Source organism: Comamonas fluminis, assembly GCF_019186805.1.
GTDB lineage: Bacteria > Pseudomonadota > Gammaproteobacteria > Burkholderiales > Burkholderiaceae_C > Comamonas > Comamonas fluminis.
Window position 1 is genome coordinate 1,548,142 of the sequence record NZ_CP066783.1, and the last position, 12,378, is coordinate 1,560,519.

At 59.5% G+C, this 12,378-nt stretch carries 17 protein-coding genes; 8 read left to right on the plus strand and 9 right to left on the minus strand.

From position 1 onward, the window contains the following. Positions 1 to 18: 18 nt before the first annotated feature. The 8 genes from JDW18_RS07370 to JDW18_RS07405 all read left to right on the plus strand — a co-directional run bounded on the left by JDW18_RS07370 (position 19) and on the right by JDW18_RS07405 (position 7,934). Positions 19 to 2,994: a monovalent cation/H+ antiporter subunit A gene (locus JDW18_RS07370; RefSeq protein WP_218243023.1), complete on the plus strand. Its 2,976-nt coding sequence runs from the start codon at positions 19 to 21 to the stop codon at positions 2,992 to 2,994. Continuing rightward, entirely contained in the window at positions 2,994 to 3,359 is a 366-nt protein-coding gene (locus JDW18_RS07375; protein WP_218243024.1) for a Na+/H+ antiporter subunit C, read from the plus strand. The genes JDW18_RS07370 and JDW18_RS07375 overlap by 1 nt, the downstream gene beginning before the upstream one ends. Continuing rightward, positions 3,356 to 5,182, plus strand: a complete 1,827-nt coding sequence (locus JDW18_RS07380) for a monovalent cation/H+ antiporter subunit D (RefSeq protein WP_218243025.1) — start codon at positions 3,356 to 3,358, stop codon at positions 5,180 to 5,182. Before JDW18_RS07375 ends, JDW18_RS07380 begins: the two co-directional genes overlap by 4 nt. Beyond that, positions 5,179 to 5,679, plus strand: a complete 501-nt coding sequence (locus tag JDW18_RS07385) for a Na+/H+ antiporter subunit E (RefSeq protein WP_218243026.1) — start codon at positions 5,179 to 5,181, stop codon at positions 5,677 to 5,679. Before JDW18_RS07380 ends, JDW18_RS07385 begins: the two co-directional genes overlap by 4 nt. Beyond that, entirely contained in the window at positions 5,676 to 5,954 is a 279-nt protein-coding gene (locus JDW18_RS07390) for a K+/H+ antiporter subunit F (protein ID WP_218243027.1), read from the plus strand. Before JDW18_RS07385 ends, JDW18_RS07390 begins: the two co-directional genes overlap by 4 nt. Further along, positions 5,951 to 6,424, plus strand: a complete 474-nt coding sequence (mnhG, locus tag JDW18_RS07395) for a monovalent cation/H(+) antiporter subunit G (protein ID WP_218243028.1) — start codon at positions 5,951 to 5,953, stop codon at positions 6,422 to 6,424. Before JDW18_RS07390 ends, mnhG begins: the two co-directional genes overlap by 4 nt. Positions 6,425 to 6,461: 37 nt before the next feature. Further along, positions 6,462 to 6,836: a fluoride efflux transporter CrcB gene (gene crcB / locus JDW18_RS07400; protein ID WP_218243029.1), complete on the plus strand. Its 375-nt coding sequence runs from the start codon at positions 6,462 to 6,464 to the stop codon at positions 6,834 to 6,836. A 222-nt stretch (positions 6,837 to 7,058) separates the two neighbouring features. After that, the gene (locus JDW18_RS07405; RefSeq protein ID WP_218243030.1) at positions 7,059 to 7,934 is read left to right on the plus strand and encodes an LOG family protein; all 876 of its coding nucleotides are present in this window, start codon (positions 7,059 to 7,061) and stop codon (positions 7,932 to 7,934) included. A gap of 120 nt (positions 7,935 to 8,054) precedes the next feature. Here JDW18_RS07405 and JDW18_RS07410 read toward each other — a convergent pair whose 3' ends face one another. From JDW18_RS07410 to JDW18_RS07450, 9 genes are read right to left on the minus strand one after another with little or no spacing between them, the layout of a single operon-like run. Further along, complete coding sequence (locus tag JDW18_RS07410) at positions 8,055 to 8,579, minus strand: DUF2199 domain-containing protein (protein WP_218243031.1); 525 nt, start codon at positions 8,577 to 8,579, stop codon at positions 8,055 to 8,057. A gap of 11 nt (positions 8,580 to 8,590) precedes the next feature. Next, positions 8,591 to 9,208 (minus strand): DUF938 domain-containing protein, encoded by a 618-nt coding sequence (locus JDW18_RS07415; protein WP_218243032.1) that lies wholly within the window; start codon positions 9,206 to 9,208, stop codon positions 8,591 to 8,593. Further along, positions 9,205 to 9,528 carry a hypothetical protein gene (locus tag JDW18_RS07420; protein ID WP_218243033.1) on the minus strand — a complete coding sequence of 108 codons (324 nt, stop codon included), beginning with the start codon at positions 9,526 to 9,528 and terminating at the stop codon, positions 9,205 to 9,207. Before JDW18_RS07420 ends, JDW18_RS07415 begins: the two co-directional genes overlap by 4 nt. Positions 9,529 to 9,537: 9 nt before the next feature. After that, positions 9,538 to 10,125, minus strand: a complete 588-nt coding sequence (locus tag JDW18_RS07425) for a hypothetical protein (RefSeq protein ID WP_218243034.1) — start codon at positions 10,123 to 10,125, stop codon at positions 9,538 to 9,540. A gap of 15 nt (positions 10,126 to 10,140) precedes the next feature. Then, the gene (locus JDW18_RS07430; RefSeq protein ID WP_218243035.1) at positions 10,141 to 10,563 is read right to left on the minus strand and encodes a hypothetical protein; all 423 of its coding nucleotides are present in this window, start codon (positions 10,561 to 10,563) and stop codon (positions 10,141 to 10,143) included. A 19-nt stretch (positions 10,564 to 10,582) separates the two neighbouring features. Then, positions 10,583 to 11,137: an endonuclease V gene (locus tag JDW18_RS07435; protein ID WP_218243036.1), complete on the minus strand. Its 555-nt coding sequence runs from the start codon at positions 11,135 to 11,137 to the stop codon at positions 10,583 to 10,585. Positions 11,138 to 11,150: 13 nt separating this feature from the next. After that, positions 11,151 to 11,495: a DUF2185 domain-containing protein gene (locus JDW18_RS07440; protein ID WP_218243037.1), complete on the minus strand. Its 345-nt coding sequence runs from the start codon at positions 11,493 to 11,495 to the stop codon at positions 11,151 to 11,153. Positions 11,496 to 11,502: 7 nt separating this feature from the next. Continuing rightward, positions 11,503 to 11,961: a hypothetical protein gene (locus JDW18_RS07445; RefSeq protein WP_218243038.1), complete on the minus strand. Its 459-nt coding sequence runs from the start codon at positions 11,959 to 11,961 to the stop codon at positions 11,503 to 11,505. Then, on the minus strand, positions 11,958 to 12,356 hold the full coding sequence (locus tag JDW18_RS07450; protein ID WP_246610323.1) for a GFA family protein: 399 nt from the start codon (positions 12,354 to 12,356) through the stop codon (positions 11,958 to 11,960). Before JDW18_RS07450 ends, JDW18_RS07445 begins: the two co-directional genes overlap by 4 nt. Between the last annotated feature and the right edge of the window lie 22 nt (positions 12,357 to 12,378).

Sequence of the window (12,378 nt, forward strand, 5' to 3'; positions counted from 1 at the left end):
CCCTAAAATAATCCGCCCATGCCCCTTATTACCCTTGTCCTTCTACCCTTCATAGGCAGCCTTTTGGCCGCCTTGTTGCCCGCGAATGCGCGCAATACTGAGTCCACTCTGGCTGGCATCATTGCCCTGGCCTGCGCCATACAGGTCGGGATGCTTTTCCCCGAAGTGGCGGATGGCGCTGTGCTCAGGCAGGAGATTGAATGGTTGCCCGAGCTGGGCTTGAATCTGGTGATTCGCATGGACGGATTTGCCTGGATGTTCTCCATGCTGGTCTTCGGGATCGGGGCGCTGGTGGTGCTGTATGCGCGCTACTACATGTCGCCCGCTGACCCTGTTCCACGCTTTTTCTCGTTCTTTCTGGCCTTCATGGGCGCCATGGCCGGGGTGGTTCTTTCGGGCAACATCATTCAGCTAGTGTTCTTCTGGGAGCTGACCAGTCTTTTCTCATTCCTGCTGATTGGCTACTGGTACCACCGCAAAGATGCCCGCCGGGGCGCGCGCATGGCACTGACGGTGACGGGTACGGGTGGGCTGGCCATGCTGGTGGGCATGCTGGTGCTGGGCCACATTGTTGGCAGCTATGACCTGGACAATGTGCTGGCTGCTGGTCAGCAGGTGCGTGACAGCAGCCTGTACATGGTGGCGCTGGTGCTGATTTTGCTGGGTGCGCTCACCAAGAGTGCACAGTTCCCCTTCCAGTTCTGGCTGCCCAACGCCATGGCGGCGCCCACGCCGGTGTCGGCCTATCTGCATTCGGCCACCATGGTGAAGGCGGGCGTTTTCCTGCTGGCGCGCATGTGGCCGGTGCTGGGCGATACAGATGCCTGGTTCTGGCTGGTGGGCGGAGCGGGGGCATTAACGCTGCTGATTGGCGGCTATTGCGCGATGTTCCAGCATGATCTCAAGGGTTTGCTGGCGTATTCGACAATTTCGCACCTGGGCCTGATTACCTTGCTGCTGGGCTTGAACAGCAAGCTGGCCGCTGTGGCGGCAGTGTTTCACATCATGAATCACGCCACCTTCAAGGCCTCGCTGTTCATGGCGGCGGGCATTGTGGACCACGAAAGCGGCACCCGCGATATCCGGCGTCTGTCGGGCCTGCGCTTGATGATGCCCATTACGGCCACGCTGGCCTGTGTGGCCAGTGCCGCCATGGCCGGTGTGCCGCTGCTCAACGGCTTTATTTCCAAGGAAATGTTTTTTGCCGAGACGGTGTATCTGGATGCTGCACCCTGGGTCAAGACCGTGCTGCCCGTACTGGCCACGGTGGCGGGCATGTTCAGCGTGGCGTATTCGCTGCGTTTCACCGCAGATGTGTTTTTTGGCCCCAAGGCCACAGACCTGCCCCACGAGCCCCATGAGCCCCCGCACTGGATGCGCGTGCCTGTGGAACTGCTGGTGCTGGCTTGCCTGATTGTGGGCATTTTCCCTGCCTGGGCCATTGGCGGCTTTCTGGCGGCAGCTGCTACTCCGGTAGTGGGCGGTGATCTGCCTGAATACAGTCTGGCTATCTGGCACGGCTGGAATATGCCGCTGATGATGAGCCTGGTGGCGCTGGCAGGCGGCATTGTGCTGTATGTGCTGCTGCGCTGGCAGCGCAGCTCGGGCAACTTCGACACCACGCCGGTATTGGGTCGGGTAAGCGGCCGCAGCATTTTCGAGAATCTGCTGGCGCGGCTGACCTTGCTGGGGCGTGCCGGGCGCCGTGCTCTGTCCACCCGCCGCTGGCAGTGGCAGATGCTGTGGCTGACCTGTATCACCCTGGTCGCCGCCGTGCTGCCACTGTGGATACGCGGCATGCAGCTGGGCAATCGTGGTGTGCTGCCAGTCTCATCGGCCTTCATTCTGCTGTGGACGATTGGCTGTCTTTGCGCCCTGGGCACTGCCTGGAAGGCCAAGTACCACCGAATGACCGCGCTGATCATGCTGGGTGGAACCGGCCTGTGCATGATTCTGACCTTCCTGTGGTTCTCCGCGCCCGACCTGGCTTTGACGCAACTGGTGGTGGAAGTGGCTACCACGGTGCTGATCTTGCTGGGCCTGCGCTGGCTGCCCAAGCGTGACAAAAATATGCGCACCAACGACAGCTTCGATGCGCGAGCCAAGGCACGCCGTCTGCGTGACCTGGTGCTGTCGCTGATTGCGGGTGGTGGCATGGCCTGGCTGGCCTTTGCCATGATGAGCCGTCCGTTCTACGAAAGCACATCCACCTTCTTCCTGGAGCATGCGCTGGGCGGTGGCGGCGGCACCAATGTGGTGAACGTCACGCTGGTGGACTTCCGCGGCTTCGATACCTTTGGCGAAATTGTGGTGCTGGGCATTGTGGGCATGGTCATCTATGCGCTGCTGCGGCGCTTCCGCCCCGCACGCGAGGCCATGGACATTCCCGAGCAGCAACGCTATGTGCCAGGTGATTTGCAGACCGACCTGCTGAACCCGCGCAACGCCAGCGATACCGCCGTGGGCTATCTGATGGTTCCAGCGGTGCTGGTGCGACTGCTGCTGCCGTTTGCAACGCTTGTGGCCGCTTACATCTTTGTGCGCGGGCACAACCAGCCTGGCGGCGGTTTTGTGGCGGGGCTGGTGTTCTCCGTAGCTCTGCTCATGCAGTACATCATTTCCGGCACGCACTGGGTGGAGGCGCATTTGCCGCTGTATCCACGCCGCTGGATTGGTGCGGGCCTGCTGTTCGCGCTGGGCACCGGCCTTGGCTCCATTGCCGTGGGCTACCCCTTCCTGACCAGCCACAGCTTTGACTTCTCGCTGCCGCTGATCGGGCATGTGCACTTTGCCAGTGCCACTTTCTTTGATATTGGTGTGTTTGCCCTGGTTGTGGGCTCGGTCATGCTGATTCTGACCGCGATTGCCCACCAATCGGTACGCGGTCACAGGTTCCACGCTCGCATGCTGGAAGAACAAGAACAACAGGCCAAGAAAGCCGAAGCTGCTGTGCAGGCCGCAACGGCCGAGGCGCTGGCCCGAGGAGGTATGTGATGGAAATCGTTCTGGCTGTTGCCATTGGAATCTTGACAGGCTCTGGCGTCTGGCTGCTGCTGCGGCCCCGTACCTTCCAGGTCATCATGGGACTGTCATTGCTGTCCTATGCCGTCAATCTGTTCATCTTCAGCATGGGGCGTCAGGGCCTGGCCATCAACAAGGCGCCGGTGCTGCAAAACGGCATGCCCACCGATCTGTCTCACTATGCAGACCCCATGCCGCAGGCGCTGGTGCTGACAGCCATCGTGATTGGCTTTGCCATGACTGCGCTGTTCCTGGTGGTGCTGCTGGCGTCCCGTGGTAGCTCGGGCACCGACCATGTGGACGGTGTTCACTCGCGTACTGAGCAGGAAATGCTATGACCGGGTGGACCGAGTTTCTGATGCCGCATCTGATGCTGGCGCCCATCATGCTGCCCATGTTCACAGCGGCGCTGATGATGTTTCTGGGTGAAGAGCGCCAGCGCCTGAAGCTGGGTATGAACCTGCTGTCCACCGCAGTGGGCTTGTTCATTGTGGTCATGCTGCTGGGCTGGACCAATCAGTCGGGTGCCACAGCCACCATGGCGGTGTACATGCCTGGCAACTGGCCTGCGCCATTTGGCATTGCACTGGCGCTGGACAGGCTCAGCGCCCTGATGCTGCTGGTGGTCTATGTGGTGGCTATGGCTGCGCTGGTGTTTTCCGCGGCGCGCGGGCACAAGGCCGGGGTGCATTTTCACCCGCTGTTTCAGCTGCAGCTGATGGGCCTGAGCGGCGCATTCCTGACAGCTGACCTGTTCAACCTGTTTGTGTTCTTCGAAATCATGCTGGCCGCCTCCTATGGCTTGCTGCTGCATGGTTCTGGCCGCACACGCATTCAGGCGGGTCTGCACTATATTGCTATCAACCTGGTAGCTTCATCGCTATTCCTGATTGGCGTTTCCATGCTCTACGGCATTACGGGAACGCTCAATATGGCGGATCTTGCACGCGCTATTCCGCAGGTGCACGAGGCTGATCGCGGCCTGCTGCATGCGGCAGTGGGTGTGCTGGGTACGGCGTTTTTGATCAAGGCGGCCATGTGGCCACTGAACTTCTGGCTGGTCCCTGCCTACAGTGCAGCCATTGCGCCATCCGCCGCATTGTTTGCGGTGATGACCAAGGTGGGCGTCTATGTGATCTTGCGGCTGTGGACGCTGCTGTTCAGCTCTGAAGCCGGTGAGTCTGCACTGTTTGGTGGCAGTTGGCTGATGGTGGGCGGCATGTTGACCATGGTTTATGGCGCCATCGGCATGCTGGGCTCACAGCGGCTGACGCATCTGGCAGGCTTTGCGGCCATTTTGTCGTCGGGCACTTTGCTGGCTGCTACGGGCTTTGGCCAGAACCTGCTGACTGCGGGCCTGCTGTATTACCTGCCAGGCTCGACCCTGGCGGTGGCTGCGCTCTTCCTGATTGCCGATGTGGTGGACCGCTGGCGCGTGGATGAGGAAGCAGGCGAGCCTTATGAGGATGAGGAAGCGCCTTTCCTCAATGCAGAACTGTTGCCCACCGAAGGCTTCAATCTGGACGAAGACGAGGAACTGCTGATCGGTCGCGCTGTTCCGGCGGCGGCGGCTTTCATTGGCCTGAGTTTCATGGTCTGCACGCTGCTGATTTCCGGTCTGCCGCCGCTGTCCGGCTTTGTGGGCAAGTTTGCCATGCTGACCACCTTGCTCAACCCGCTGGGCCTGAGCACCAGCAACGGTGTGCAGGCTGGCTGGCAGGGCTGGACCATGGTGGCGTTGCTCATCATCACAGGCTTGCTGGCGCTAATTGCGTTGACCCGTGCTGGTATTCGCCATTTCTGGGCCAACCCTGAGCAGAGCGCGCCTTCGCTCAAGGTGGCCGAGGGGCTGCCGATTGCGGGTCTGCTGCTGTGCTGCGTGGCCTTGACGGTCAAGGCCGATGATGTGATGCGCTACACGTTGCGCGCGGCAAATGCGCTGCATTCGCCGGATGTGTATGTCAGCACTGTGATGGGGCAGAGCCCGGTGCCTGCGCCCAAGGAGAAAAAAGCATTGGAAGAGGCTGGTGTGGAGGCTGCGGCCCGTGCGGCTGCGCGTGAAATGCAGGAAGAACCCGCTCCCGGTATTGCGGAGCCGGAGTCTCAGGAGGCCAGCGAGCCGCAGGCTGCTGCGGGCCAGAAAGAGGGCGCCAAACCATGAAAAAGCTGCTCAAAAGCATTTTCCCGGCACCGCTGCTGTCTGCCGCACTGCTGGTGCTGTGGTTGCTGCTCAACCGCTCGGTCAGCGCCGGGCAGATTTTGCTGGCGGTGATTTTGGGTCTGCTGATTCCCCTGCTGCTGCGCGGCCTGCGCCCCGTGGATGTGCGGGTGAGTCATCCGCTGACGATTGTGAAGCTGGCGCTGCGCGTGGTCTGGGATACAACCGTATCCAACTTCAATGTGCTGCGTTTCCTGGTGCTGCCCAGACAACGCAAGCACCCGGCGGCCTTTGTGCACATACCGCTGGAGCTGCGTGACCCCAATGGTCTGGCCGTGCTGGCCATGATTGTCTGTATCACCCCCGGTACAGCCTGGGCCGAGATTTCGCGGGATCGCTCGATGCTGCTCATTCATGCGCTGGAGGTGGAAAACGCACAGCAGACCATCGACCATATCAAGCAACACTACGAGCGCCCGCTGATGGAGATTTTTGAATGAACCCGTGGTTTTACTGGGTGTTGATGGCGTCGCTGGTCATGCTGCTGGCGGCCATGGGGTGTGCGGTGGCGCGTCTGCTCAAAGGCCCGCACGCACAGGACAGAGTGCTGGCGCTGGACTGCATGTATCTCAACGGCATGCTGGTGATGCTGGTCATGGGCATTCTGTATGACAGCACCAATTACTTTGAAGCCGCCTTGCTCGTGGCTTTGTTCGGCTGCGTCAGCTCCACGGCCATGGCCAAGTTCCTGCTGCGTGGCGAGGTGATCGAATGAGCACCGAAACCATTGCTGTGGATCTACCGCTGTGGGCGCAGATTCTGGTTGCTGCGCTGGTGTTTGGTGGCGCGCTGATTGCGCTGCTGGGCTCCATGGGGCTGTGGCGCCTCAAAAGCTATTTCGAGCGCGTGCATGCGCCCTCCATCATTGCCACCATGGGCTGCTGGCTCATCATGCACGCCACCTGGATTTACTTTTCCGTCAGTGGCCAGGGCTTTGTCATGCACTCGGTGCTGATCGCCATCTTTATTGCGGTGACCGTGCCTATCACCACCATCTTCCTGATGCGCGCTGCGCTGTTTCGCTCGCGCCGCAGCGGGGAGTCTGTGCCTCCCACACTGAGCAATCTGATGCTCAACGAACCTCTGGATGAAGAGGAAAGTGATGAGGTTGCCGGGGACAAGCCCGAAAAGCTAGAGAAGCCAGAGAGGCCCGAAAAGGCGACCAAAGCCGCAGGCAAGCTGTGATGCTGCAAACGGCTTGAATTGGCGCTAAATTCAAGCCATGCTGAATGTTCTTGCCATCTGTATCGGTGCTTGTGTAGGGGCGCTGTCCCGCTGGGGGCTGGGCCTGTGGCTCAGCTCCGGCCCTGGTCTGCCCTGGGGCACCTTGGCGGCAAACCTCATTGGCGGCTATCTGATCGGCCTTTTTGTGGCCTTGTTTCAGTCCATGCCGCAACTCGATCCGGCCTGGAAGCTGGCCATCATCACCGGCTTTCTGGGGGCGCTGACCACGTTCTCCAGCTTCTCTGCAGAAATCATTGCCATGCTCCAGCAGCAGCGCCTGGCAGCGGCTGGGGGCTGGGCCTGTCTGCACCTGATGGGGTCTCTGTGCATGACCTATCTGGGAATTCAAAGCTGGTCATGGCTGGGCCGCTGAGGCAGCGCCAGCACCATTGCACACTATGCTGGCAAACCTCTTATGCGTTCAGAGGCTAAATACTGGCAAGAGCTATAGCTTTGTGAGCGTATAGTGCAAGCATCACATACGCTTCAGGCGTATTTGATATCGAAGTGTTTGACGGATGGGCGGTCCGTGCTAGCGAAACTATTAGCAGCTTCTCTGGCCAGTGCTGTCCAGCATTCTTAGTACCGAGGCGCCATGCAAATTTCTTCCCCACTGTCCGATACCGATCTGGCCAATGCCTGGGCTGAACTTCACAACCAGGCCCATAACGGCAAAGAACTGGAACCTCATTCCAATCGTCTTGCTTTCGCCGACCCGGAGTTCATGTTCCGGCGGGAAACGCGCGGCATCCGCATGCAGCTGGAGCTGCTCAAGCCCGATCTGGTGCAGATCGAGCGCGACATTGAACACACCGTCGTCGTGTATGGCAGCGCCCGTTTTGTCGATATGGATCAGGCGCGTCAGCAGCTTGAAGAAGCGCGCACCAGTGGCGACGCCCAGCGCACGGCCCTGGCCGAGCGCACGCTGCGCAATGCCGAGCGCTATGAGGCTGCGCGGGCTTTTGCCCGCATTGTGGCCACCGAAGGCATGAAGCAGCCGCCCAGCGAACGCTTCTATATCTGCACAGGCGGTGGCCCCGGCATCATGGAAGCTGCCAACCGCGGTGCCCATGATGCGGGAGCGCCCAATGTCGGGCTGAACATCTATCTGCCCCATGAGCAGCATGGCAACCCCTACATCACGCCAGAGCTGAGCTTCAAGTTCCATTACTTCGCGCTGCGCAAGATGCACTTCATGATGCGTGCCAAGGCGCTGGTGGCTTTCCCCGGCGGCTTTGGCACCATGGATGAACTGTTCGAAGTGCTGACCCTGGTGCAGACCCACAAGAGCAAGCCTGTGCCCGTGATTCTGTTTGGCAAGGAGTTCTGGAAGAAGGTGCTGAACTTTGATGTGCTGATTGAAGAGGGCACGATCTCGGCCAAGGACCTCAACCTGTTCCGCTATACCGATGATCCGGCGGAGGCCTGGCAGCTGATTCAGCAGTTCTACCAGACTGGCTGGAATAGCTGATTCAGAGCCAGCGCTGCAAAAAAAGCTGCCGAAGATTCATCCTCGGCAGCTTTTTTATTGCTCATGAAGTAATAGCTATCAGCGCTTATTCAGAAAGCGATCCGGGAGTTTTCAAGCAATTTAACCATTGCTGTGCAGGCATTGCTCAGCCAGCTGCTGGGCACGCTCTCTGGAGATCCCTTCCTGCTGGTCACGCACCAGCGCATCATCTGCATCGGCCGACAGGTGAAGCACCACGCGGGGGCGTGTGCCATCCGTCTGAATATGCACATCGGCAGGTCGTGACTTTTGCGTGGGATAGACGCCAATCAGATTGGAGAGCCAGCCAAAGAAAATCGTGTCCTCTGGCGGCTTGTCGTAGGAGTCCAGATAGCGGTGAAAACTTGTTTCACTGGTTGATACCCAGATGCCCCAGAGAAAAGGCTCTTGCACGCCATGAATCGGCACCTCCAGAATGGCGCGCACATAGTATTGCGTGCCTTCGGGGTGGGCAATGACGCACAGGTCGTCCGTCAACTCGGCCCATTCCTCGCGCTCCTGCTCGCTCAGTCGCCGGTAGGGGGCGGGGGCATCAAAGGCAAAGCTGGGCGAGCCTTCATGGATCTCATCGCATTTACGGCATTTGTAGGCAAAGAGTGCGGCCATGACGTTACACCTCAGTGTTTGCGAAAGACCAGCGTGCGGTTGTTGGCGGGCATGGCCTGATCGAGTTGCAGTTGCATGCCATGCTGCTGCGCCAAGGCCGTGATCGCTTCAAAGTCGCGAATGCCGCTGGCCGCATCACGCTGGCGCAGCCAGGCATCGAAAGCGCGGTTGCTCTCGCTGGTGAACTGGCCGCCATAGTTGAATGGGCCGTAGATGGCAAAGGTGCCGCCGGCTGGCAGATGCTGGCCAACCAGCATGAACATGCGCTGAACCAGTGGCCAGGCCACGATATGGCAGGTATTGCTGGTGAACACTGCATCGAAGGGCTGGGCCTGGTTCGCTTCTGGCCAGTTGCTGCTGGCCAGATCAAAACTCAGCGGCGCGCGCAGATTACTGGCACCATGGGCGTTGTGCCAGGCTTGTATGGCTGCATGATTGCCATCCAGGTCGCTGGTCTGCCACACCAGATGCGGCAGGCGGGGCGCAAAAAACACGCTGTGCTGGCCGGTGCCAGAGCCTATCTCCAGTACATGATGGCATTGCGCAAAGGCCGAGTGCAGCACTTCAAAAATAGGGCCCTGGTTGTTTTCGCAGGCTTGTGAAAAAGGCAGTGGAGCAGGTGAATTCATGGAGGCTTGGCCCTGGTGTGACTTGCAATCAGCGTCTGGGCATTGTCGTCGTAGATTTCCAGCTGATAGCTCAGGCCTGCCGATTCAAGAAGATGCAGCAGCTCTGCAATCAGCTTTTTGTCATCGCTTTCGAGGTCGCCGTGCAGCAGCCAGGGGCTGCTGGCTTCAAGGCATAGCTCCGCGCCCTGTTTACGCAGTTCCCAGGCATGCCAGCCCGACTTGCGAACTTGCCAGTGATGGGCTTCAAACTGCTGTATCAGCGCCGCTGCTTCCGTGATGCCATCCAGCGTTGCATGCAGGCTGAATGCGGGTTCGGACATCTGGTTTCATCAGGGGTTGAAGCGCAATTTGAGCTCGGGCCTGATGCCCACATCGCCCATGCGCCAGCTGTAGGTGCCGCTGCCAGAGCTGGGGGCAGAGCTGGCATTGTGAGAGATGACCTCGGCTCCGCTGGGAACGTTGACGCGCAAGGTGCCGTTCAAAAGAATGCCCATCTGGGCCAGGTCGGACTTTTCCTTGCGTTTGAGTGCCTGGGCAGAGATGGTCATGACGCCATCCAGTCCCGTCTGCACAAAGAACATGTCCAGCAGCTTCAAAGGCTCGCCTGCCTTGCGACGGCCTTCAATTTCAAGCTGGTAGCGGGCTTTGCCGGTGTAAACCGCTTTTTTGACATCGGGGTCCTGGCGCAGCTTCTGGGCTTCGGCCGCCAGGCTTTGCTGCTCTTTTTCACTGAGCATGCCGTGCTGCTGCATTTTCATCACGGCCATCGGGTCAATGGCCGTGCCGTCAAATTCATAGCTCAAGCTGGCATCAGGCTGAATGTCTATCTTGGCGGTAAAGCGTTCAGGTATCAGGCAGCCCGAGAGCACTGCCGCAAGCGCGATGGCAGTGATGGCTGAAATCAGTCGCTTTGGCATGGTGCTGACCTTTCTTCAAACCAGCGTCACGCTGGCTTTGCGCTGCAGTGGTGCGGCAATGCCATCATAGAAGAAAGAAAGGTTGTCCTCCGGTCCATTGCTGGCGCGGCCAGCTACTTTTTCCATAGCGCAAAAGCCGATCTGACAGTCCGGCTCTCCAATCACCAGTACAAACGGGTTGGCATCATCACCGCGCAGATAACGCCCGCCGTACTGGCGGCGTGCGCATTCAAAGACATAGGCGCTGGCCAGAAAATGCAGGTCCTCGGGCAATGGGGCTTGCTGCTCGTAGAAGTCTTGCAGCACACGATCGACGAGTTCAATGGAGTTGCGGCTGTAGTTCAGCTGGCTGGCATCGATGGGAGCACCCTGGCCACGAAAGGCGGCGATAAAGGACTCGGCCTGCAGCGCCATGGAGTCTTCCAAGCTGTCGGGCATTTTGCGCTTTTTTAAAAAATCAAACAGTCCCATCTTGGCTCCCCTGGAGATCAGTGGCAGCGTGTGGCCACGGTGTTCTGGACAAAGTATCGGCTTGCTTTAAAAGCGCTGGAATCCGGTGTGGCCCGTGCATTTGCTGCACCCAGGCAGCTGTTTCCTGCAGATCGCAGTCAACGCAGCTTACATAAAGCGGCCGCATGGAACTGGCGCGCAAAACAGGCTTGATCAGGCTGCAGTGGTCGGCGCCCTCAAAAGCGGTTTTGGCGATTCCAACGACCGGGATTTTCCCAGCAAGAGCTTGATGAAGATGTGCACCCAGACCGGGGCGCTGCCGCCCATCTAGCCAGACATAGCCATCAATCACCAGCACATCCGGCATTTTGGGCAGTGCCTGTATCAGCGCCAGCAGGCAAGGCAGTTCGCGCAGATAGAAGGCGCCTGGCTGGTAGGCCGCCACTTGCTCAATGTCCACCCATTGCTGGGCGCATGCGGTTGCAGATAGCCAGTGCTCGGCCAGAACGGCAGCAGCGCGTGCACCGCTGTCGTGGTAGCAGACATCCATGAAGGCCAGCATGACGTGGGCGGCTTCAGTCTTCAGGCGCTTCGTAGGGAATCGCGACCAGCTTGCCGCTGGCGTTGCGCTCAAAGGCGCAGGGCGCCGGGGTGTCCAGCAATTCGATGATGTCAGGGCAGTAGTTGGCGATGGTGTTCACGTCATAAATGCCGTGGTGGCTGGCCTCGTCCATATAGTCCTGAGACTCGTCGCCCGCCATGAAGCACCAGCCACTATCTTCGGGCCGCACAGGCTCCTCGCGCACCATGTAACCGACGGGCTTGCCCTCGACGGTAATCATGTCTGTGGCAATGCAGCCGCCATAGCCTTTGGCCAGAGGTCGAATCTGTTCAGCTTTGAGTGCGAAATTTTTCTGCATGACCGCCTCATTTCTCATAAATGCCAACAGTGGCAAGAAAGTCCTGGGTGCTGGTCAATGTTAGTGTGTCGCTGAAGTCGCTACAGCGGATGTCTGCGAGTTTTTTGCGAGCCTTGGTTACAGCGATTTCGGTGCTCCCGGCCAGCGGTTCGTAGATCTCGTATTGATAGCCGCCGTTGCTGAATGTCATGGCGGCTCCCTTGGAGAGGAGGCTCAGCTTGAACAGCCCTCTGGGATGCCTGTGGCTGGCGGGATAGGCGAATTCAAGCGCAGCCTTTTGATACACACGGTATTGCATATAGCCCGTCTGCGGGCCCAGATCACTGGATGCGCAAAGGGTGTAGAACTTGCCGTTGGCTTCGCAGGACCAGATCTGCCGCTCGGACTGCGTGCAGGCATCCTGCGCAGCGCCGGACACGCAGAAGGCAAGCAGGGCGCAGCCCAGAACAGTGCGCAGTGTGTTCATGGCCTGGCCGAAGAAGGCTGCGTGGGTGCGGGTGCGGGTGCGGGTGCGGGTGTGGGGGCCGTGGGCTGCTGCTCTACGCGCTGCAATGAGGCATCCATGCAGGCCCAGGCTGGGGCGCTGGAGGCCCAGATATTCATGATGGGGGCGACGGAGGATGGATCATCCAGATTGCCGACGCGAACCACGCGCAGGTGTGGCCGGGCCGATGAGTAGGCAAACAGCTGCGAGCCGCATTGCGGGCAGAACTGGCGGGTGAGTTCATTGCCGCTGGCCGCCAGCTTGCGAAACTCGGTGACCTCACCCGTGAAGACCAGAGCCTCTGCAGGCACAATGGCATTGACTGTGCCATTGGAAGCCAGGTGCTGGCAGTCTTTGCACCAGCACACGCGGGGCATCTGGGGTTCTGCTGTCAGCTTG

Bases quoted from the DNA above. Each gene is read 5' to 3' on its own strand.
- JDW18_RS07370 (WP_218243023.1), top strand. From the start codon at position 19: ATGCCCCTTATTACCCTTGTCCTTCTACCCTTCATAGGCAGCCTTTTG.
- JDW18_RS07375 (WP_218243024.1), top strand. From the start codon at position 2,994: ATGGAAATCGTTCTGGCTGTTGCCATTGGAATCTTGACAGGCTCTGGC.
- JDW18_RS07380 (WP_218243025.1), top strand. From the start codon at position 3,356: ATGACCGGGTGGACCGAGTTTCTGATGCCGCATCTGATGCTGGCGCCC.
- JDW18_RS07385 (WP_218243026.1), top strand. From the start codon at position 5,179: ATGAAAAAGCTGCTCAAAAGCATTTTCCCGGCACCGCTGCTGTCTGCC.
- JDW18_RS07390 (WP_218243027.1), top strand. From the start codon at position 5,676: ATGAACCCGTGGTTTTACTGGGTGTTGATGGCGTCGCTGGTCATGCTG.
- mnhG (WP_218243028.1), top strand. From the start codon at position 5,951: ATGAGCACCGAAACCATTGCTGTGGATCTACCGCTGTGGGCGCAGATT.
- crcB (WP_218243029.1), top strand. From the start codon at position 6,462: ATGCTGAATGTTCTTGCCATCTGTATCGGTGCTTGTGTAGGGGCGCTG.
- JDW18_RS07405 (WP_218243030.1), top strand. From the start codon at position 7,059: ATGCAAATTTCTTCCCCACTGTCCGATACCGATCTGGCCAATGCCTGG.
- JDW18_RS07410 (WP_218243031.1), bottom strand. From the start codon at position 8,579: ATGGCCGCACTCTTTGCCTACAAATGCCGTAAATGCGATGAGATCCAT.
- JDW18_RS07415 (WP_218243032.1), bottom strand. From the start codon at position 9,208: ATGAATTCACCTGCTCCACTGCCTTTTTCACAAGCCTGCGAAAACAAC.
- JDW18_RS07420 (WP_218243033.1), bottom strand. From the start codon at position 9,528: ATGTCCGAACCCGCATTCAGCCTGCATGCAACGCTGGATGGCATCACG.
- JDW18_RS07425 (WP_218243034.1), bottom strand. From the start codon at position 10,125: ATGCCAAAGCGACTGATTTCAGCCATCACTGCCATCGCGCTTGCGGCA.
- JDW18_RS07430 (WP_218243035.1), bottom strand. From the start codon at position 10,563: ATGCCCGACAGCTTGGAAGACTCCATGGCGCTGCAGGCCGAGTCCTTT.
- JDW18_RS07435 (WP_218243036.1), bottom strand. From the start codon at position 11,137: ATGCTGGCCTTCATGGATGTCTGCTACCACGACAGCGGTGCACGCGCT.
- JDW18_RS07440 (WP_218243037.1), bottom strand. From the start codon at position 11,495: ATGCAGAAAAATTTCGCACTCAAAGCTGAACAGATTCGACCTCTGGCC.
- JDW18_RS07445 (WP_218243038.1), bottom strand. From the start codon at position 11,961: ATGAACACACTGCGCACTGTTCTGGGCTGCGCCCTGCTTGCCTTCTGC.
- JDW18_RS07450 (WP_246610323.1), bottom strand. From the start codon at position 12,356: ATGCCCCGCGTGTGCTGGTGCAAAGACTGCCAGCACCTGGCTTCCAAT.